This is a genomic window from Romboutsia sp. CE17, from assembly GCF_012317385.1.
GTDB lineage: Bacteria > Bacillota > Clostridia > Peptostreptococcales > Peptostreptococcaceae > Romboutsia_E.
On record NZ_CP051144.1, the window covers coordinates 2,141,041 to 2,161,310 of the forward strand.

Below are 20,270 nucleotides of genomic sequence, written 5' to 3' on the forward strand. Positions count from 1 at the left end.
ATTATGTATTATCCTAATGCCTTTTCTAATTTAGATAAATGTTGAATTGGATAATATTTTAGTAATTCTCTAAATTGTTCTACTGATAATCCTTCTGTAGTAGTATAAATACGTATTTTTTCATCTAAATCTGCATTAATAAAATTAGCTTTTATTTCTTCAAAATTAACTGTACCCATAATCATTTGTCTCCTTATATAAATTTATATCTTTATTTTGCCCATAGAAAGAATTTTTAGTCTAATAGTTTTATAACTTTTTACATAAGATAAGCCCCATAGTTTACCTACAGGGCCCTAATTATTTTACAGTATTTGTTTTAAATTTAATTATTGTTGTTGTTTTCCTGCCATTTGTTGTTCTGCCATTTCAACTAATTTTTTAGTCATGTATCCACCTACATAACCATTTTCTCTTGCAGTAAGGTTTCCTTTATCAACTTGTTGATAGTTAGCCATACCAAGTTCATTTGCTATTTCTAATTTCATTTGATTTAATGCAGCTTTTGCTCCTGGTACTACTGTTTTGTTATTATTGTTGTTATTTGCCATGTTGACTACCTCTTTTCTTAAATAATTTTGTTGCTTGGTAGTATTATATGAAGTTAGAAGTTTTTGATACAGGCAATTTTTACACTAACTAACAATTTATACCAGCTAAATATCCTGTTGAAAAAGCAATCTGAAGATTGAATCCTCCTGTATAAGCATCTACATCTATAACTTCTCCAGCAAAGAATAAACCTTCTACTAACTTAGACTCCATTGTACTAGAGTTTATTTCACTTACCTTTACTCCGCCTGAGGTAACTATAGCTTCATCTATTGGTCTATATCTTTTAACTGTAAAAGTGAAATTCTTAAGCAAGTTTACAAGTTTTTTTCTTTGCTCTCTAGAAATTTGATGAACTACAGTGTCTTTTGGTATTTCACTTTTTTCTATTATTATTGGTATTAACTTTTTAGGTAATAAATCATTTAAAGCATTTTCAAATCTTTTGTTTGTATACTTTTGAAAATCTTTTTGAACTCTTTTATCTAGCTTTTCCTCATCTAAAGCTGGCTTTAAATCTATTACAATTTTATAATTCTCTTTTGTTGTATCTTTCATTCTACAACTTGCAGATTTTATAATAGGTCCATCTAATCCGTATTTTGTAAACTCCATTTCACCAAAGTCATCATATACTTTTTTATTTTTGCTATTTAAAACAGTTATTGATACATTTCTTAAAGATAACTTTTCTAAGTCTTTAACAAAACCTTCTTGAACTTCTATTCCTATTAAAGATGGTTTTGTATCAATTACTGTGTGACCCACTGATTTAGCAAATTTATATCCATCTCCAGTTGATCCTGTTAATGGATAGCTTACTCCTCCAGTTGCTATTATAACTGAATCACATTTTATTTCTTTTTTATTACTTAATATAACTTTCTCAACTTTATTATTCTTAGTTACTATTTTATTAACTTCTGAATTTAATTCTAACTTTACTTTTTTATTTTTTAATTGCCTTTCTAGTGCATCTACTACATCACGAGCTTTATCACTTTCTGGGAATACTCTTTTTCCTCTTTCAACTCTAGTACTTACACCTAGATTATTAAACATATCTATAACATCATCATTAGTATAAGTATAAAATGCACTATACAAAAACTTACCATTCGTTGGTACATTTTCTATTAATTCTTCTATATCACAAGCATTTGTTATATTACATCTACCTTTTCCTGTAATCAAAAGCTTTCTTCCAACTCTATGTTGCTTTTCTAGTAGCAATACATCAAGACCTCTATCAGCTGCTGTAGCTGCTGCCATCATCCCTGCTGCACCTGCTCCTATTACTACTACTTTCTTCAAATAATCACCTTCTATATCTTTATTTATAAATACAAACACTATTAATCTAATTTTAATGCTTTAAATAAAGCAGGTACTCCTGCTACAGCATAAAATACAACTAAAGTATATCTAATATAGTTTGATATAACATTAAAAGTTTCTATATTTCCTACTTCAAAATAATTCGGTACAATACTAACAATAGATTTAAGTACTACATATACTATACCTAAAGAAATTATACCTAATATAAATCTCTTAACTTTCATTCCCAAACCATTATTTTGTTTTGCTCTAGTAAAAATTATATTATTACCTTCTTGTCCTGTACTAAATTTTATAAAATTATCTTCAACTATATATCCAAATACAAAACCTGTTAATATTCCAAAATATTCTATGTAAGATTCACTATTTATAAAATATCCAATTAGCGCTAGTAAAACTAGTATTATTAAAAGAATCCAGTACTTTTTATTCTCATCAACATAATCAAATATCTTAATAAAAACTATACTAAATACAATACCGAATATCCATCCAAATATAACATCAATAGGCCAGTGAACAGCTAGGTATAACCTTGATATACCCACTGCCAAAATCATAATTGAACCAATTACATAAACCCAACTATTTTTAAACAAAATCATAAGACTAGTCCAAAATGAAGTTGCAGTCTGAGTATGACCACTAGGGAAAGAGTAACCAGTTGCTGTAGAAACTCTCATAGACTCAAGACCTGGCGTTCCAATAGGTCTTGGCGCTTTAACAACCTCTTTTACACCAGTGTTTACAATAAAATTTCCTATTATTGAAAATAATAATCTTTGACCAAATGTCTTATTAAAACACCAATACATAAGTGCTGAAAAAAGAACAATTATAGGAACTTCTGTACTAATAGTAAATATCAAAAATATTGCATTCAATAAATTCGATCTAATACTCTGAAAAAACATTAAAATACTTAACTGAAGACTCACAACACTCATCCTCCTAAAATAATCTACTATTGAATTATACATAATTTAAAGTAATAAATACATCTTTATTTAATTACTAATCTTATTTTAAGCTATTATTAGCAAAATATATTAATTATTATAAATTTTAACAAAAAATTTCATAAGCATAAAAAAGGCTATGCTCAAAATAAAAGACAATATCGTCTTCCCAATTTGAACTTAGCCCTTTTTCTAGATATAAATTTATATAATAATTATTTCACGTCTTCTACTATTCCAATATATGGTAAGTTTCTATATTTCTCAGCATAATCTATACCATATCCAACTATAAACTTATCTTCTATAACAAATCCAACATAGTCAACATGCATATTAGCAGTTCTTCTTTGTGGTTTATCTAGTAAAGTACATAGCTTTAAAGATTTCGGCTTTCTAGTTTGTAAAGCAGCTACTAAGTTGCTTAAAGTTAGTCCAGAATCTATTATATCTTCAACTATTAATACATTTCTGCCTTCTATATCAACATCTAAGTCTTTTATTATCTTAACTGTTCCTGAAGACTCAGTTGAGTTACCATAACTTGACACACTCATAAAGTCCATATTAACATCTAAATCTATATTTCTTATTAAGTCGGCTACGAATACGCTAGCACCCTTTAATATACCTACTACAAGTAAATCTTCCCCTTCATAATCCTTCTCTATTTGCTTTGCTAATTCATATACTTTAGATTTTATTTCTTCTTCAGATAACATTACCCCTGTAACTTTAAACATCTTAACCTCCTGTACGATTCCGTATATTTTACTCTAATATTATAACATAAAGTTGTAGAATTTTGAATTTTTTTCTTTATTTTTATTTTATAATTCGTGTTTTTAAGTTTAATCCATTATTCTCTAGTATAAACTTTATAACTAAATAATAAACATTCTACTAAAGCCTTGGATTAAATTTTTCATTTGTATTATACTTTATATATAATGGTAGTATAAATATTTACTACTTATAACTATTTAGGAGGTATTTAAATGAGTGTAAATCATGGTGCAAACTTATATGATTTATCTAGCAAATATGGATTTTCAAAAGAAGAATTTATGGATTTTAGTTCCAATATAAATCCTTTTGGTACATCAAAACTTGCTAAAGAATATATCATAAATAATATAGATATAGTATCAATGTATCCAGATCCTAATTACATAGAATTAAAAAAATCTATAGCTAGCTACTGTAAATGTTTAGAAAACAATATTATATTAGGAAGTGGCGCAACAGAGTTAATTTCTTCATTTATAAAAACAATAAAGCCTAAAAAAGCATTATTATTATCACCTGCTTACTCTGAATATGAAAAAGAATTATCAAAAATAAACTGTAACATCACAAAATACTTTTCTAGATACGAAAATAATTTTAAAATAGATGTTTCAGAATTAATAGAAAATATAAGTGAAAATAGATATGACTTAGTGATAATATGTAATCCAAATAATCCTACAGGCTTTACTTTTACGTCAAAAGAAATTGAAAAAATCTTAAGATCAACTTCTTCTTTTGTAATGGTAGATGAAACTTATGTAGAATTTACAGACACTAAAATATATTCTAGTACTAGTTTAGTAGATAATTACAATAACCTATTTGTTATAAGAGGAACTTCAAAGTTTTTCTCTACACCGGGACTTAGACTTGGATATGGACTTATAGGAAATGAAAAAGTAAAAGATAGTATAAACTCTCAATTAGACTTATGGAATATAAATATAATCGCTTCATCAATGGGACAAATTATGTTCACTGATAAAGAGTTTATAAATCATTGTACAGATGTAATACTAAGAGAAAGAGATTTTCTAACAGAGGAGTTAAATCAATTAAAAGACTTGCATGTTTACGAAAGTAATGGAAACTTCATTCTATGTAAAATACAATCAGAAAAAATAACTGCAAGAACTTTAAGAGAAAAACTAATACCTAATAAAATAATAATAAGGGACTGTTCATCATTTGATGGGCTAGATGAATACTTCTTTAGAGTATGCATATTAAAACCAGAGGAAAACAGACTTTTATTAAATGCTCTAAAAGAGATTTTTATATAACATCATAAAAAATTCGCTTATGTACCCAACAGCAATGTCCATTACTCAAAAAAATAAAAATTCTAGTCATTAGCAATATCACATTTGCTATATGACTAGAATTTTTATTTTTCTATCAATAATTTATCTATACCCAAACATAAACTAATCTTCTTTAACTTCAAAGTCTACATCTTCAATTACATTTGAACCTTTATCATCTTTTATCATAAGCTTATATTTTTCTATTTCTTCGCTCATAATTCCTAAACACCAAACTAATACTAATAAATCATCAAACATTCCAAAAGCACCAGTTATCATTTCAGGAATAAAATCTATGACAGATACTAAATATAAAATAGCTACTACTATTGAAGATATAACCTTTAATTTGCTAATTATATTAGCTCTTTTATCAGTTATAAAGTCAGGAATTTTAAATATATTTATAATAAAAAGTAAACCAAATTTAGCATTTTTAAATCTTACTAAAATTCTTTTTAACCCATCTAAAATAATATCAATTACTTTAGTAAAGTTATTCATCTTACCACCTCTGTAATATATAGCTTAATTATTATTATATATTATTCGTGGCTTTATATAAATAGATTTTACTTCCAATTATTATTCAGCGTCGTAACTCTCCCTTAATGATATAGATTTTTCACTCTTAATGAAAAATCCTACTATAGCTCCGCCTATAGCTGGTAAAACCCAGCTAAATCCAAGTGATGCTAATGGTAACTTTTCCATAAATGGTGCAACTCCCCATAATCCATTTGATACACTTAGTAAACTAACTACTAATGTAACATAGGCTGCTCCTTTAAATACATTATCATTTTTCACATTATGACATACTAGTGATAATAAAACTAAAGCCATAAATACTGGATATACAATTTCTAATATTGGGGCTGATAATTGTATTATAGCTCCAACACCGAAATTAGATATTACTGCACTGAATACACAAACAGCAATTACTATTGTTTCATATTTTAATTTTCCATTTGTAGCTTCAGAGAAATACTCACCTGTTGCTGATGTTAGTCCTATTGATGTTGTTAAACACGCTAATGATACTATAACTCCTAATAATACCTTACCAGTATTACCAAGTAATGCGGAAGATATTTCTACCATTAATAAAGCTCTTGGTGTATCTATTCCATATTTATTAGATAAAGTAGCTCCTAAGTATGTAAGCCCTCCATATATTAATGCTAAAGCTATCCCTGCAACTAATCCAGATTTTATTGTTAATTTTACCCTTTCTCCTGGATTATTATATCCCTTACTAGCTATTGCACTTATTATTATTCCAGCAAATACTCCTGAAGCTAATGCATCCATAGTTAAGTATCCTTGAGATACTCCTTCTGCAAATAAGTTTTTATCTATTAACACGTTTGGACTTATATCCCCTATTGGATTGACTATTCCAAGTATTATTAATACTATAAGAGATAATATTAATAATGGAGTTAATACCTTACCTACTATATCTACAACCTTTGTAGGTCTTATTGTTAAAAATAATGTTAAACCAAAGAATATTACAGAAACTATGATTGATGCTATGTTGCCTGATGTTCCAAATATAGGTTGAATACCCATTTCATATGTAGTTGCAGCAGTTCTTGGTATTGCTAAAAGTGGACCTATACAAAGAACTGATGCTGCTCCTATTATTACTGATAATCTCTTTCCACTTCTGATTAATATATTTCCGAACTTTCCGTTCACTTTTGCCGCCGCTATAATAACTAATAATGCCAATCCTACATCTGCTAATGCGAATCCTACAAATGAAGTTAACCAATGTTCACCTGATATAAGACCTAAATATGGTGGAAATAATAAATTTCCAGCTCCAAAGAACATTGAAAATAATGCAAACCCCACTACTAGAGTGTCTACAGTCTTTTTCATATTTATACCCCCTATTCTAAATTTTCTAAATATTTTATAAATTCAATTATTTATTATTATACATATCCATTTTATGGTAGTCAACTTAAAAAAATATAAATTTTTAATTATTTTCTTATTTTTATAAACAAAATATAGTGTTATATGCTATATATTTTTATAAGATATTGATATTATCTAAAGTATAATATTTATTTTAAATAAAAAAATATAACCATAGTTCTAAAGGAGGATAATATATGAAAATTTTTGCACATAGAGGTGCCAGTGGATACTATCCAGAAAACACGTTGCTTTCTTTTAAAAAGGTATTGTCGTTCCCTATTGATGGGATTGAGCTAGATGTTCATAAATCTAAAGATAATGAGTTAGTTGTAATACATGATGAAGATATAAAGCGTACTTTTAAAGGTAAAGGCCTAATTAAAGACTATACTCTTGATGAGTTAAAATCTTTCAAATGCAAAAATACTAAATATGAAGATAATGACCTTTGTAAGATTCCTACTTTAGAAGAGGTTATTAATCTTATAAAAGATTCTGATGTTACTTTAAATATAGAAGCTAAAACTGACTTAATAAACTATCATTTAGAAGAGGATGTTCTTAAATTAATAAAAAAATATAATATAGAAGATAAGGTAATAATATCAAGTTTTAATCATGAGTGTATTAAGGCTTTTCAGGATCTTAACTTTAAATTGAAATATGGGGCTCTTTATTCAAATAAAGAAGACTATCTTCCTGAGGAAAATATAGTTAAGCACGCAAAAAAACTAAATGTTTATAGCATACACATAAGTAAAAGGCTTGTATCAAAAGAAATTGTAGATCTGGCTCATGAAAATAATTTAAAAGTATTCGTATACACAGTAAACCATCCTTATACAATGAATAAAATGATTAAACTTAATGTAGATGGCGTTTTTAGTGATTATCCTGATTTAATGAAAGAAATTTTAGATAAAAAAGTTGACAACACAACTATTTAGTAATAAATTATTTTATAAATAACTTAGCTTTAATTATTTTAATTTAGTCTTTTTTCTAAGTTGTTTATACATAATCTATAATATAAAATTATTGGAGGGGTATTTACCATGGACGTATTAGAAGTTTTTGTAGAAAATTTATGCGGTAAGTTTAATAATGATGAGCAAATTAATGAACAAATATCTAAAGGGAATATAACTCATCCTAAAGCTAAACATATAAATGGGATTTGTAATGATAAAATAAAGAACTTACCTGAGGACTTTAAGGGATACTTTGTTATAGAAGAAAGTTACTATGAACAAGGTAATAGAAAAAATATTCTACCTCACTTATTCTTATTTACATTAAATTCAGATAACAAAGTTGTATTAGAATCTTATGAACTACCTAAAGATGTGTCACAAGAAGATTTCAGAAATGACAATGAAAATTTAATAATGGATTACAATACATTAGTAAAATCTGAAAAATTCAATCCTATGGTTTATAACGAAAATAATAATGTATTTACTGGAGAAAGTACTAGTATGTTTTCACCAGTAACAAAATTTGTATTAAAAGAAAAAATAGAAAACGGAACACTTTATGTAAGTGAAGTATTTTACAAAAATGACAAAAAGACCTTCGGCTTCGAAGATCCCATAATATATAAGAAGATAGATTAATTTATTTTTGTAGTATTAGAGCGCAGGGGAATATATGAAATTTAAGGTCATTTGCAGCATCATTTCGCTGCATGACCTAAATTCATATATCCCCAAGCTCCATCTACATACTAAATTAATCTAGCAAGTTGCTCCTCCTACTAAGTGAAGAGATGCATTTAGTATTTCTTCTTTTCTATCTAATATGTTTCCATTTAATAGTTCATCTTCTATTTTCTCAATTCCTATTCTGTCGATCATATCTCCAAAACGTTCGCCAGTTTTACCCCATTCTCTATATAATAGTATAGTTTTTTCTAATATTTCTTTAGCTTCATCTATAGTGTATATACCTTTTATAGTATTTCCTGGTCTTGATTGTTTGCCCCATTTACCTCCAAGCATTATTTTTACACCTTGTTTTCCACCTTCTATTGCATCAAAGTGGCACTTATCTATACATAGACCACAGTTATTGCATTTTTCTTTGTCTATAACTAATTTTCCATCTATAACTTTAGCTGCTCCAATTTTACAAGTTGTTTCTACTGCACATTTTTTACATCCCGAACACATATCCTCATCATATTCTGGTACATGTTGACCCATTATTCCAAAATCATTTAAACTTGGCTTTATACAGTTATTAGGACATCCACCTATTCCTATTTTAAATTTATGAGGTAGTTTTACATCATAATAAACTTCGTAAAATTCTTTATGAAGCTCTGTTCCTAATTTTTGAGTATCTAAAAGTCCATAAGTGCAGACACTTCCCTTACATGGAACTACTGGTCTTACTCTTGAACCTGTTCCCCCTGACTTAAGATCGTCTTTTGCTAAATGTTTTTTAACATTTTCTATATCTTCAAATTTTATTCCAGGAACTTCTAATGTTAATCTTGTTGTAAGAGATATATCTCCATTTCCATATTTTTTAGCAACTTCACAAATATTTTCAAGTTGTTCTGCACTAAGAGCCCCATTTTTAGTTATTATTCTACATGAAAAATGTTCTCCATCATTGTTTGATAAGAATCCTTGACCTTTTACTGCTTTTCTTTGCTCATCACTTATTTTTATTCCCATTTTATATTTCCCCCATTTCTTTATTTAGTGATAGTCCACCTTCTAATATACTTATATCTTTATATCCATAATACTTCATTCTATTGTATGCTAAGTATGCTCTTTTTCCCCTTTGGCATACTAATAGAATTTTATCATCATACTCTAAACCTTCTATTTTCCCTTCTATTTTTGTTAAGTCTACAAATAAAGCATCTTCTATAGTTGGAGCTTTGTTTACATCAACTACTTTATAGCTATCTTTATTCTCTATAAATTCTTCAAACTTAATTATATTTACATCTTCTTCTATTTTATTTAATAGAACATTGGCTACATGACCAAGTGGCGAAATTGCAGTGGAAAATGGTGGTGCATATGCTAAATCTAAGTCTTGTAAATCACTTACCTTTCCACCGAAATAAATAGCAGTTGCTAATGTGTCAATTTGCTTATCTACACTACCCTTTCCAAAAACTTGTGCTCCTAGTATTTTTTCACTATCTTTATCTGCTATTAATTTTATAAATAATAAACCTGCTCCTGGATAGTAATGAGCCTTATCATCTAGAGGTACTATTACACTTTCAACGTTATACCCTAGTTCCTTTGCATCTTTTTCTGTAAGCCCTGTTCTAGCCGCACTTATATCTAATAATTTAACTATAGATGTTCCTAAAACCCCTTTAAATTTACTTTCTTTTCCCGCTATAGTTCTCGCTACACAACGACCTTCTTTATTAGCTGATGATCCCATTGGAGACCAAGTATTTTTATGTGTCATTATATCTTTTACTGATGCACAATCTCCAACTGCAAATATATTTTCATCATTAGTTCTCATATTATAATCAACGCTTATAGTATTATTACTTTCTAATTTTATACCACATTCTTTAGCAATATTAGTGTTTGGTCTTATTCCTACACTCATTATTACTAAATCTGCTTTTATAGATCTTTTATCAGTTTTTATTTTACTTACTTTTTCTTCTCCAATTATAGAAGTAACTTTTTCATTAGTAAGAACCATAATACCTTTATCTATAAGATTATCTTGTAAATAAAGAGATACTTCTTTATCAAAACCAGGAGGTATGCTTTCACCTGCATCTATTACAGTTGTTCTTATATTGTTTTCTAAAAGATTCTCAGCTATTTCTAATCCTATAAATCCTCCTCCAACTACAACTGCCCTTTTTTTTTCTTCATTTTTTATTGCTTCTCTAATACTAATAGCATCTTCTGGTGTTCTTACATAATAAATTCCTTTTAAGTCTATTCCTTCTAATCTAGGCTTAATTGGTTCTGCTCCAGTTGCTATTACTAATTTATCATAACTATATTCTTTTTCTTCATTAGTAATAGTGTTTACTACTAATACAGTCTTTAATTCTCTATTGATTTTTATTGCTTCTGTGTTTGTAATAACCTTAACTTGAGTTAGTTTTTCAAAAGCTTCTGGAGTATTTACTATAAGACTTTCTTTATTTTCTATAACTCCACCTACATAATAAGGAAGGCCACATCCTGCATATGATATATCCTTACTATTTGTAATTATTGTTACGTTATAATCTCTGTTTTCCCTTTTTAATTTTGCAGCAGCTTTAGTACCAGCAGCTACTCCACCTATAACTAAAATATTCATCCACATCACCTTTTAGATATTTTTTTAACACACTTTACTATAATTGTAGTTTGCCTTTAGTATAATGTAAAATTATAAATATTTATTGATTTATAAATTTTTATTATAGTACTATTTAGATATAGGTTTATAAAATTATTAATGTCCAGGGGGAAAATATGATTGATTTTAGATTAAAAACCTTTATCGATTTGTGCGAAAGTAAAAGCTGTACTAAAACAGCAAAGAATTTATCAATTACTCAACCTGCTGTTAGTCAACATATAAAATACTTAGAATCTAAATATAATTTAAAACTCTTTGATTATATAAATAAGAAGCTAATTTTAACTAAGGAAGGTGTAGACTTCTTAAGTAATATTCAAAAGCTTCAAACTATGTCTCTTAATATTGAACATCATTTAAAAGACTCTAAAAGTAAAAATCTATCTTTAGTTTTTGGCGCAACTAGGACTATTGGAGAGTTCTATTTAACACCATATCTAAAAAACTTCCTTAAGTTATATCCTAATACAAGACTTTCTATGGTTGTTAATAATACAAAATTTTTATTGGAAAATCTAAACAAAGGGAATATTGATTTTGCTATTATAGAAGGACATTTCAATAAAGCTGATTACGAAACTCTTTTATTAAGTAAGGAGAAATTAATCCCAATAGCTTCACCTTCAAATAAACTTACTTCTAAGAAAATTGTAACACTTGATGATTTATGTAAAGAAACATTGATAATTCGTGAAAATGGATCTGGAAGTAGAGAAATTTTTTCTATTTATATTTATGAAAATAATTATTCTTATGAAAACTTCAATCATACTATTGAAATTGGCAATATAAATGTAATTAAAGATTTAGTAAAAGAAAATTTAGGTATATCTATAATGTATGAAAGGGCTGCTAAAGAAGAGCTTTCTAAAAATGAACTAGTTAAGTTAAATGTTGAAAATATGAACTTATTCCATGAGTTTAATTTTATATTTTTAAAAAACTCTATCTTTGCAAATAACTCTATGAAATTTTATAATTACTTAACAACCCTTTAAATATATAATTAATATAAAAATAGGCCAAAGTACATATCTGTACTTTGACCTATTCTTTTATATACTTAATCCACTTCTAAATTGGCTATTATATAAATTTGCATAGAATCCACCAGATTCTAAAAGCTCATCATGAGTTCCTCTTTCAATTATCTCCCCATCTTTTAATGCAAGTATCTTATCTGCATTTCTTATAGTACTTAATCTATGAGCAATTATAAATGTAGTTTTACCTTTCATTAAATTTACCATTGCTTCTTGTATAGCAACTTCTGTTCTAGTATCTATAGAAGATGTTGCCTCATCAAGTATTAATATAGAAGATTTCGAAAGTATAGCTCTAGCTATTGCAAGTAACTGTCTTTGACCTTGAGATAAATTACTTCCATTATCAGATAAAACTGTATCATATCCATCTTCAAGTTGCATTATAAAGTGATGTGCATTTGCAAGTTTTGCTGCCTTTATAATATCTTCATCAGTAGCATTTAAATTTCCATATCTTAAGTTTTCACGAACACTCACTGAGAAAAGATAAGTATCTTGTAATACTACAGCCACAGATTTTCTTAAACTCTCCATACTAAAATTATCAATATTTTTTCCATCTATAGTTATCTTTCCACTATCTATATTATAGAATTTATTTAATAAATTTATTATAGTAGTTTTACCAGATCCAGTTGGACCAACTATTGCTATAGTTTGACCTTTATGAGCAGTTAAGTTTATTTTATTTAATATTTTCTTATCATTATTATAAGAGAAATCTACATCTTTTAACTCAACTTCACCTTGTAAATCATTTACATGTATTACATCTTCTTTATCCTTTTCCGGTTCTTCATCCATAACTTCAAAAACTCTCTCAGCTCCTGCTAAAGCTCCTTGAAGTGAGTTAGATATATTAAGTATTTGATTTATTGGTTGGTTAAAGTTTCTCATATAAAGTATTATTGTAAATACTATCCCAACACTTATATCTACACCTTTTAATATAAATACTCCACCACATACTGCTAATACTAAGTATGTTAGATTATTTATAAAGTTATTTAATGGACCCATACAACCAGAAAGTGCATCTGCAAGTATTGCACTACTCGTTATACTTTTATTTATATTATTAAATTCTTTTTTAACATTTTCTTCCTGACCAAATAATAATACTGCTTTTTGACCAGAAACCATTTCTTCTATATATCCATTTAATCTACCCAAATCATTTTGTTTCTTTATAAATAAAGGTTGAGTATATTTCATTATAGTTCTAGTTCCAAATATTGTTATAGGTATTGTTAATAAACCTATTATTGTTAAACTTGGACTTAACATTAACATTGCTATAAGCATACCTACTATATTTATAACTCCCGATATTAGCTGAGTTATACTTTGAGATAAAGTCATATTTATATTATCAATATCATTTGTTAACCTACTCATTAAATCTCCACTTGAATGAGTATCAAAATATTTTAATGGTAAGTTCTGCATTTTCTCATATAAATCTTTTCTTATTTCTGCTGATGTTTTTTGAGCTATACTTACCATAAGTCTATTTTGAACAAAAGTAGATGCTGTAGCTAATACATACATAGCTATTAGAACCATACATATTTTGTATAACCCACTTATATCACCTACTGCTATATACTTATCTACTATTTCTCCATTTAATTTTGTACCTAATATACTAACTAAAGTAGTTATTATGCAGAATACAAAAATTAAAGCTAGGGATAATTTTTTACTACCTATATATTTTAATAATCTATTTATAGTTTCTTTAGGATTATTTAGTTTTTCATTACTCTTCATCATATTCATACCTGGTCCTCTACCAGGTCTATCAAAGGAAATCGCCTTACTAGCCAACTTTCAGCACCTCCTCACCTAATTGTGAAACTGCTATACTTCTATATATATCATTTCTTCTAATTAACTCTTCATGTGTTCCTATATCTGATATTCTTCCATCATCCATAACTATAATTTTATCTGCATCCATAACTCCAGATATTCTTTGAGCTATTACTAAGACTGTTGAATCTTTCATTCTATTTTTTATAGAATTTTGAAGTTTAGCTTCTGTTGCCATATCTAGTGCACTTGATGAATCATCCATTATAAATATCTTTGGATCCCTTATTAAAGTTCTCGCAATTGATAATCTTTGCTTTTGTCCACCAGATAAGTTCTTTCCTCTTTGCTCTACTTCACTTTTATACGTATTTTCTTTATTCATTATAAATTCATAAGCTTGAGCATCTTTAGCACTACTTTCCATATCTAGTTCATCTGCATTTTCATTTCCAAATCTTAAGTTGCTTTCTATAGTTCCTCCAAATAATATATTTTCTTGAAGAACTATACCTATATTTTCTCTAAGTTGACTTAAGCTTATATCTTTTATATTAACTCCACCTATTAAGATTTCACCTTCTGTCGCATCATAAAGTCTTGGAATCAAATTAACAAAAGAACTTTTACCACAACCTGTAGAACCTATTATTCCTATAGTTTCACCTTGCTTAGCAGTAAAAGATATATTTTCTAATACATTTTCACTATGTTCATTGTATCTAAAGTAAACATTTTTAAATTCTATATCAAAGTTTTCAACCGTAACATTATCATCTTTATCTTTTATACTTGACTCTGTATCAAAAACTTCATTTATTCTAGTAGCTGATGCACTTGCTCTTGAGAAAGTAAGCATTATGTTTATTACCATTACTACTGATCCCATTATTTGAAGTAAATAATTTATAAATGCCATTATCTTACCTATTTCAAGAGAACCTACATTAACCATATTTCCTCCAAACCATAAAACAGCTACTACTGTCAGGTTCATAATTAAAGTAGCTATAGGCCAAAGTATTAAGTTCATATTTTGTGAAGCTATACTTTCATTAGTTAAGTTATTGTTAGCTTCGTTAAATCTTTCTTCCTGAGTCTTCTCTATTGCAAATGCTTTTATAACCTTAACACCTAATATACTCTCACGCATAACAGTATTTATATTATCTATTCTCTGTTGTACTGAAGTAAAAAGAGGTAGTGATTTTTTTACTATTAATAAAATAGAAATTAAAATTATAGGAAGTGCTACTAAGAAAATACTTGATAATTCTTTACTTAATATTACTGCCATTACAAGTCCACCGATTGCTGTAAGAGGTGCTCTTACCATCATTCTAAGGGCCATATTCATCATCATTTGAAGTTGAGTTACATCATTTGTAAGTCTTGTAATTAATGAAGATGTTTTTAATTTATCTAATTCTAAAAACGATAAGGTTTGTATTTTATCAAATAAACCTTCTCTTATTCCTTCTCCTAGTTTCATTGAAGCAACTGCTGCTAAATAAGAACATATAGCTCCTGCAAAAAGTCCAACTATTGCCGCAATAACCATTTTTACTCCTACAGCTAATACGTAATTTAAATCTCCATTGGCTATACCAATATCTATAATTTTTGATAAAAGCGTTGGCTGAAGTAAATCCATAACAACTTCTAAACACATAGCAATAGGTGCTAATATTGCACAAGTTATTGCAGATCCTTTTAAAAATCTTAATAATTTTATCAATGTCAATCTCTCCTTTCGGTTTTGTAAAAGTAATTTTTAACCTTACTTTTCCCTTTCTTTATACTCTAATTTTTTCTTTGCTAAATTTTCATATAATCTATTTAACATTTCAATAGTTTGAGTTTTTTCTTCTTCACTAAACCCATCAAAGCAAATCTCATCTAATTCTAGAAATACTCTTCCAACTTCTTTTTGTGCTTCTATACCTTTTTCAGTGAGAAATACATTAAGTATTCTCTTGTCTTTTGGATTCCTTTCTCTATATATAAGCTCTTCTTTTTCCATTCCAGATAATATACTTGTTATTGTTGCAGGTTCAAGTCTACACATATTTGCTAACTCTCTTTGACTACAACCTGGATTATTTAATAATATATCTAAAATTTTTGGCTTACCTTCTGTTAAATTAACTTCTTTAAATTTGTAATGAGCCATTTTTCTATGTAATCTATTAAGTCTCATTAAGCTCCCATGTAATGTATTACTTCTTATACTGTTTTTCATAATTAGTTTCACCCCATAAATATAATAATCATTAGACATCTAATGATTAGAGGTCTAATGATTATTATATTATCACACCTTTAATTATCTGTAAACAAAATATACCCTTATATTTTATTTTATAATCTAAAATATTTTTATACTTTTTATTTGAATTTCTTTAAAAAATTAAATTTTATTACATTTCTCTTTGTAATAAATTGACATACAGAGATTATTAAAATACTATTCTATATATAATAAAAAATGTAATGCTTTTGTATATGTCACTATTTATAAAAAATATCTTTTAGAAAAATACTAATAGCTTACTTTAATTGTAAAGAGGAGAAGGAATATGAAAAAATTTAATATTTTTAAAATTATGTTTTTGGTAGCACTTAGCTTATCACTGGTATTCATCTTCGCAAATATACATACACCTGAAAAGGAAGTTTTTAATTTAAATTTCACAAATTCTAAAGACAAGTTAAAGATTGTATCAGAAAATACTTTAAGCCTTAAAAATATAACTGATATTAATTTACAACTGGATGTAGATGACGTATCATTTCTAGAAAATGAAAATAGCAATGAAATAAAAATAATAGAAAAATGTACAAGAGATTTATCTAAAGAAGAGCAACTTAAAATCAATGCAGAAAATAATAAAATAAACATTCATAGAAATTCAAACCTAAATATAAACTCTCTTGGAAAATCCTTTAGTAGACAAGTCTTAATTTACTTACCAAGTACTTATAAAAATGACTTAAACCTTAAATTATCTCTAGGAAATATAGATTTTGATTATAATGTAAACTTAAACAAACTTAATTTAAATTTAACCACTGGAAGCGTTAATATAAAAGATTTAAAGTGTAATTCTTTTATACTTGAAGGGCGTACTGGAGATTTTAGTATTGATACTTTAATATGTGAAGAATATGGTATAAGTTTAAATACTGGATCTATAAATGTTTCAGATATATCTGGTAAAGGGTACATAAATAATACTGTTGGAAATATAAAATCTGGTATTAGCAATATGACTGGTGATACAGAGATATCTTCTAGCACTGGGGATATAGAAGTAAATATTTTAAAAGAGTTTGATTTTATAATAAATTCGTCTTGTGATATTGGAGAAATTAAAACTGATTTCAAAGAAAATAGCATTGGAAAAAATCCAAAATATACTCTAACTATTGACTGTGGCATTGGAAATATAAAAATAAATAAAATTTTTTAAATACATATGCATAATTAGAGGTATAATAGTTATAAATAATATTTTTAGAAAGGATTGAATTTCATGAAAGTAACTTTAGACAAAAAAGCTACTATGGCTTTAAAAGATGTACTAAAAGATAAAAGTCCTGAAAGTAAAATAAGAATTTATTTTGCAGGCATTGGTTGAGGTGGGCCATCGTTTGGCCTTGCTCTGGATGAGCAAAAGAGTGATGACAAAGCTTATTCTGTAGATGGTATAAACTTTGTAATGAGTGAGAATGACTATATGCAATATGGAGATATGTTTATAAGAGACACTGGATATGGATTTATGATAGCACCAGAAAATTCAAGTAGTGATGGTGGCTGTGGTGGAGGTTGCTCAGGCTGCGGACATTAAGAAAGGATATTATTAATGATTGCAATAGACGAAAAATCTCTTTTATCAATAAAAAATAAACTTAAAAGTAACAATCAACAAGGAGAAAACATCAGAATTTACTTCTCTGGAGTCGGTGCTGATGGGCCTATATTCGATATAACTACAGATAATAAAAAAAGTGATGACTTAATATACCACATAGATGGTATGACTGTCTTAGTTAATGAGTACGAATATATGCAATATGGAGATTTTAGGATAAACACTGACAACAGTAATCACATTAATATAAAATCAGAAAATATGGAGCTAGGTATGTGTTGTGGGCAAGGGTGCCCTGACTGTCCATATTAAAATTTTATATAAAAAAATAACAGTTTCATAAAGCAATTGGATTCTAATTTAATAATAGATAGGTTGTCAGTACAAAAGTGTAAAACATAATGTTACTGACAACCTATCTATTTATTTAAAACCAAATTATTTGCTTGGAACTGTTATTTCATTATTTATTATTTGTTCTATTTTTTCATTTACGTAATCTAAAGTTTCTTGTGATATATTATTAGTTGTAGGAGCTAAACCTACACTGTTATCTTCTAAACCAAATCTTAAAGTAGAACCTCCTTCAAAGTTCCCATCTATTAAAGATTTTACAGTATTATAAACACCTTCGTTAACTTTTTTCATAGCTGAAGTTAATACATTTTCAGGAGCTAAGCTACTTTGGTCTCTATCAACACCTATAGCATAAAGGTCTTTCTCTTTAGCCATTTCTATAACACCAACACCTGAATCTCCTGCAGCTGAGAATATTATATCTGCTCCGTTAGAATACATTTGTTGAGCTATTGATTTTCCTTTTGCTGCATCTACAAATGAGTTAACATATTGAACTTGAACATCTGCATCTGGATTAGCTTCAGCTACCCCTGCCTTATATCCAACTTCAAACTTCTTTATAACTTCGTTATCCATACCACCAACAAATCCAACTTTATTAGTCTTAGTTTCTTTACCTGCAACTAATCCAACAATATAACCAGCTTGCTCTTCTGTAAATGTTATACAAACAACATTTTCAGGAGTATCTTGTCCATAATCAACATCTACTATAGCAAACTTTTGATCTGGATAGTTCTTAGCAGCATCTAATATAGCTTGTTGCATAGGAAAACCTGTACCTAATATTAAATCAGCTCCACCATCAACTGCTGTTTCTATATTTGTTGCATATTCTGCTTCTTGTTTTGATTCTATATAATTAACTTTAATTCCAAAATCTTTCTCTATTTCTTGTAATCCTTCCCATGAAGATTGGTTAAAACTTTGATCGTTTATTCCACCAACACTAGTTATCATAGTTACTTTTAAATCATCATTATTGCTTTCACTTGAACTTGAACATCCTACTAATGCTAACATTGATAACATTAATGTAGTTCCTAAGCATAATATTTTTTTCATTTATAAATCCTCCTTGTATAATTATTAATATTCTGACTAAAATAAAAATAATTTACATTTTTTCTGCTTTGTTATAATATCAGATAGTCAATACGACATAATATGACAATTGTCATATTATCGAATATTTTTTTAGGAGAATTAAAAAATGTTTAAGGTAATCGATGATAATAAGTTAAATTACTATATAAAAAAATACAATATCAATGATATTTTTAGTAATGATATGAAAAAATATATGGAAATACATCACTTTAAGAAAAATGAGCATATTTGCTCTGCTGGCGAAGAATTGAAATACCTATACTTCTTCATAGATGGTAGAGCTAAAGTATATATAACTGCTCCAAATGGAAAATCATTATTAATTCGATTTTATTCTCCAATACAAATAATAGGGGATACGGAAATACTGAACAATACGAACATTGACTGTAATATACAAGCTGTTGAAGATTGTATTTGTATAGCTATTCTAAGGGAAATAATAGAAGAAATAGCATTAAAAGATCCAAAATTCTTATATTATACTTGTAAACAACTTGCATTTAAACTATCAAGTGCATCACTATCAAGTTCAATAAATATGCTCTATCCACTAGAAAACAGACTTGCAAGTTATATATTAGCAACTTACGCTACAGAATATGATCATGATAATAATTCAGATAATCTAACTCATGTGTCAGAACTTTTAGGAACAAGTTATAGACATTTACTAAGAGTTCTGGATAAGTTCTGTAGTGAAGGAATAATAAGAAAAGATGGTAAAGATATAACTATATTAGATTTAGAAAAACTAGAAGAATTAGCTGGCGACTTATATCAATAATATATTAATAAAATTTAGCT

The 20,270-nt window shown here is 27.6% G+C and carries 21 protein-coding genes; 8 read left to right on the top strand and 13 right to left on the bottom strand.

Translation table 11 applies throughout. The features are described from left to right. Positions 1-8: 8 nt before the first annotated feature. The 5 genes from HF520_RS10240 to hpt all read right to left on the bottom strand — a co-directional run bounded on the left by HF520_RS10240 (position 9) and on the right by hpt (position 3,598). Complete coding sequence (locus HF520_RS10240) at positions 9-179, bottom strand: hypothetical protein (protein ID WP_168573933.1); 171 nt, start codon at positions 177-179, stop codon at positions 9-11. A gap of 150 nt (positions 180-329) precedes the next feature. After that, complete coding sequence (locus HF520_RS10245) at positions 330-551, bottom strand: alpha/beta-type small acid-soluble spore protein (protein ID WP_168573934.1); 222 nt, start codon at positions 549-551, stop codon at positions 330-332. Positions 552-639: 88 nt separating this feature from the next. Next, positions 640-1,866, bottom strand: a complete 1,227-nt coding sequence (locus HF520_RS10250; RefSeq protein WP_168573935.1) for an NAD(P)/FAD-dependent oxidoreductase — start codon at positions 1,864-1,866, stop codon at positions 640-642. A 41-nt stretch (positions 1,867-1,907) separates the two neighbouring features. Then, on the bottom strand, positions 1,908-2,834 hold the full coding sequence (locus HF520_RS10255; protein ID WP_168573936.1) for a phosphatase PAP2 family protein: 927 nt from the start codon (positions 2,832-2,834) through the stop codon (positions 1,908-1,910). A 236-nt stretch (positions 2,835-3,070) separates the two neighbouring features. Next, positions 3,071-3,598 carry a hypoxanthine phosphoribosyltransferase gene (gene hpt, locus HF520_RS10260; RefSeq protein ID WP_168573937.1) on the bottom strand — a complete coding sequence of 176 codons (528 nt, stop codon included), beginning with the start codon at positions 3,596-3,598 and terminating at the stop codon, positions 3,071-3,073. A gap of 255 nt (positions 3,599-3,853) precedes the next feature. Between hpt and HF520_RS10265 the strand changes: the two genes are divergently transcribed. Then, positions 3,854-4,930, top strand: a complete 1,077-nt coding sequence (locus tag HF520_RS10265) for a pyridoxal phosphate-dependent aminotransferase (RefSeq protein ID WP_168573938.1) — start codon at positions 3,854-3,856, stop codon at positions 4,928-4,930. A gap of 144 nt (positions 4,931-5,074) precedes the next feature. Here HF520_RS10265 and HF520_RS10270 read toward each other — a convergent pair whose 3' ends face one another. Both HF520_RS10270 and brnQ read right to left on the bottom strand, forming a co-directional pair. After that, complete coding sequence (locus HF520_RS10270) at positions 5,075-5,458, bottom strand: YkvA family protein (protein ID WP_168573939.1); 384 nt, start codon at positions 5,456-5,458, stop codon at positions 5,075-5,077. Between the two features lie 81 nt (positions 5,459-5,539). Further along, the gene (brnQ, locus tag HF520_RS10275; RefSeq protein ID WP_168573940.1) at positions 5,540-6,850 is read right to left on the bottom strand and encodes a branched-chain amino acid transport system II carrier protein; all 1,311 of its coding nucleotides are present in this window, start codon (positions 6,848-6,850) and stop codon (positions 5,540-5,542) included. Between the two features lie 239 nt (positions 6,851-7,089). Here brnQ and HF520_RS10280 point away from each other — a divergent pair, with 239 nt between their 5' ends. Then, complete coding sequence (locus HF520_RS10280) at positions 7,090-7,842, top strand: glycerophosphodiester phosphodiesterase (protein WP_168573941.1); 753 nt, start codon at positions 7,090-7,092, stop codon at positions 7,840-7,842. Between the two features lie 108 nt (positions 7,843-7,950). Next, positions 7,951-8,511: a hypothetical protein gene (locus HF520_RS10285; protein ID WP_168573942.1), complete on the top strand. Its 561-nt coding sequence runs from the start codon at positions 7,951-7,953 to the stop codon at positions 8,509-8,511. Positions 8,512-8,631: 120 nt separating this feature from the next. Here HF520_RS10285 and HF520_RS10290 read toward each other — a convergent pair whose 3' ends face one another. Together HF520_RS10290 and HF520_RS10295 are read right to left on the bottom strand one after the other, a co-directional pair. After that, entirely contained in the window at positions 8,632-9,579 is a 948-nt protein-coding gene (locus HF520_RS10290; protein ID WP_168573943.1) for a 4Fe-4S binding protein, read from the bottom strand. Between the two features lies 1 nt (position 9,580). Continuing rightward, entirely contained in the window at positions 9,581-11,209 is a 1,629-nt protein-coding gene (locus tag HF520_RS10295) for an FAD-dependent oxidoreductase (protein ID WP_168573944.1), read from the bottom strand. A gap of 158 nt (positions 11,210-11,367) precedes the next feature. On the opposite strand from HF520_RS10295, the gene HF520_RS10300 reads away from it, so the two are divergent. Beyond that, complete coding sequence (locus tag HF520_RS10300; RefSeq protein WP_168573945.1) at positions 11,368-12,252, top strand: LysR family transcriptional regulator; 885 nt, start codon at positions 11,368-11,370, stop codon at positions 12,250-12,252. Between the two features lie 57 nt (positions 12,253-12,309). Here the strand turns inward: HF520_RS10300 and HF520_RS10305 are convergent, their stop codons facing one another. Genes HF520_RS10305 through HF520_RS10315 form a run of 3 tightly spaced genes read right to left on the bottom strand, consistent with a single transcriptional unit; the run spans position 12,310 to position 16,357 of the window. After that, entirely contained in the window at positions 12,310-14,130 is a 1,821-nt protein-coding gene (locus HF520_RS10305) for an ABC transporter ATP-binding protein (RefSeq protein ID WP_243155143.1), read from the bottom strand. Then, on the bottom strand, positions 14,123-15,853 hold the full coding sequence (locus HF520_RS10310; protein ID WP_168573946.1) for an ABC transporter ATP-binding protein: 1,731 nt from the start codon (positions 15,851-15,853) through the stop codon (positions 14,123-14,125). The genes HF520_RS10305 and HF520_RS10310 overlap by 8 nt, the downstream gene beginning before the upstream one ends. Positions 15,854-15,895: 42 nt before the next feature. After that, positions 15,896-16,357: a MarR family winged helix-turn-helix transcriptional regulator gene (locus HF520_RS10315; RefSeq protein WP_168573947.1), complete on the bottom strand. Its 462-nt coding sequence runs from the start codon at positions 16,355-16,357 to the stop codon at positions 15,896-15,898. Between the two features lie 337 nt (positions 16,358-16,694). Between HF520_RS10315 and HF520_RS10320 the strand changes: the two genes are divergently transcribed. The 3 genes from HF520_RS10320 to HF520_RS10330 all read left to right on the top strand — a co-directional run bounded on the left by HF520_RS10320 (position 16,695) and on the right by HF520_RS10330 (position 18,305). Beyond that, the gene (locus HF520_RS10320; protein WP_168573948.1) at positions 16,695-17,588 is read left to right on the top strand and encodes a DUF4097 family beta strand repeat-containing protein; all 894 of its coding nucleotides are present in this window, start codon (positions 16,695-16,697) and stop codon (positions 17,586-17,588) included. Between the two features lie 249 nt (positions 17,589-17,837). Continuing rightward, positions 17,838-17,969, top strand: a complete 132-nt coding sequence (locus HF520_RS15350) for a hypothetical protein (protein ID WP_256372431.1) — start codon at positions 17,838-17,840, stop codon at positions 17,967-17,969. 15 nt (positions 17,970-17,984) lie between these two features. Beyond that, entirely contained in the window at positions 17,985-18,305 is a 321-nt protein-coding gene (locus tag HF520_RS10330; RefSeq protein WP_168573950.1) for a hypothetical protein, read from the top strand. A gap of 126 nt (positions 18,306-18,431) precedes the next feature. On the opposite strand, the gene HF520_RS10335 is transcribed toward HF520_RS10330, so the two are convergent. Further along, positions 18,432-19,418 (bottom strand): BMP family lipoprotein, encoded by a 987-nt coding sequence (locus tag HF520_RS10335; protein ID WP_168573951.1) that lies wholly within the window; start codon positions 19,416-19,418, stop codon positions 18,432-18,434. 148 nt (positions 19,419-19,566) lie between these two features. Between HF520_RS10335 and yeiL the strand changes: the two genes are divergently transcribed. Further along, positions 19,567-20,250 carry a transcriptional regulator YeiL gene (gene yeiL / locus HF520_RS10340; protein ID WP_168573952.1) on the top strand — a complete coding sequence of 228 codons (684 nt, stop codon included), beginning with the start codon at positions 19,567-19,569 and terminating at the stop codon, positions 20,248-20,250. Positions 20,251-20,270 lie beyond the last annotated feature (20 nt).

Bases quoted from the DNA above. Each gene is read 5' to 3' on its own strand.
- yeiL (WP_168573952.1), top strand. From the start codon at position 19,567: ATGTTTAAGGTAATCGATGATAATAAGTTAAATTACTATATAAAAAAA.
- HF520_RS10295 (WP_168573944.1), bottom strand. From the start codon at position 11,209: ATGAATATTTTAGTTATAGGTGGAGTAGCTGCTGGTACTAAAGCTGCT.
- HF520_RS10265 (WP_168573938.1), top strand. From the start codon at position 3,854: ATGAGTGTAAATCATGGTGCAAACTTATATGATTTATCTAGCAAATAT.
- HF520_RS10300 (WP_168573945.1), top strand. From the start codon at position 11,368: ATGATTGATTTTAGATTAAAAACCTTTATCGATTTGTGCGAAAGTAAA.
- HF520_RS10285 (WP_168573942.1), top strand. From the start codon at position 7,951: ATGGACGTATTAGAAGTTTTTGTAGAAAATTTATGCGGTAAGTTTAAT.
- HF520_RS10270 (WP_168573939.1), bottom strand. From the start codon at position 5,458: ATGAATAACTTTACTAAAGTAATTGATATTATTTTAGATGGGTTAAAA.
- HF520_RS10290 (WP_168573943.1), bottom strand. From the start codon at position 9,579: ATGGGAATAAAAATAAGTGATGAGCAAAGAAAAGCAGTAAAAGGTCAA.
- hpt (WP_168573937.1), bottom strand. From the start codon at position 3,598: ATGTTTAAAGTTACAGGGGTAATGTTATCTGAAGAAGAAATAAAATCT.
- HF520_RS10315 (WP_168573947.1), bottom strand. From the start codon at position 16,357: ATGAAAAACAGTATAAGAAGTAATACATTACATGGGAGCTTAATGAGA.
- HF520_RS10320 (WP_168573948.1), top strand. From the start codon at position 16,695: ATGAAAAAATTTAATATTTTTAAAATTATGTTTTTGGTAGCACTTAGC.
- HF520_RS10335 (WP_168573951.1), bottom strand. From the start codon at position 19,418: ATGAAAAAAATATTATGCTTAGGAACTACATTAATGTTATCAATGTTA.
- brnQ (WP_168573940.1), bottom strand. From the start codon at position 6,850: ATGAAAAAGACTGTAGACACTCTAGTAGTGGGGTTTGCATTATTTTCA.
- HF520_RS10280 (WP_168573941.1), top strand. From the start codon at position 7,090: ATGAAAATTTTTGCACATAGAGGTGCCAGTGGATACTATCCAGAAAAC.
- HF520_RS15350 (WP_256372431.1), top strand. From the start codon at position 17,838: ATGAGTGAGAATGACTATATGCAATATGGAGATATGTTTATAAGAGAC.
- HF520_RS10240 (WP_168573933.1), bottom strand. From the start codon at position 179: ATGGGTACAGTTAATTTTGAAGAAATAAAAGCTAATTTTATTAATGCA.
- HF520_RS10245 (WP_168573934.1), bottom strand. From the start codon at position 551: ATGGCAAATAACAACAATAATAACAAAACAGTAGTACCAGGAGCAAAA.
- HF520_RS10330 (WP_168573950.1), top strand. From the start codon at position 17,985: ATGATTGCAATAGACGAAAAATCTCTTTTATCAATAAAAAATAAACTT.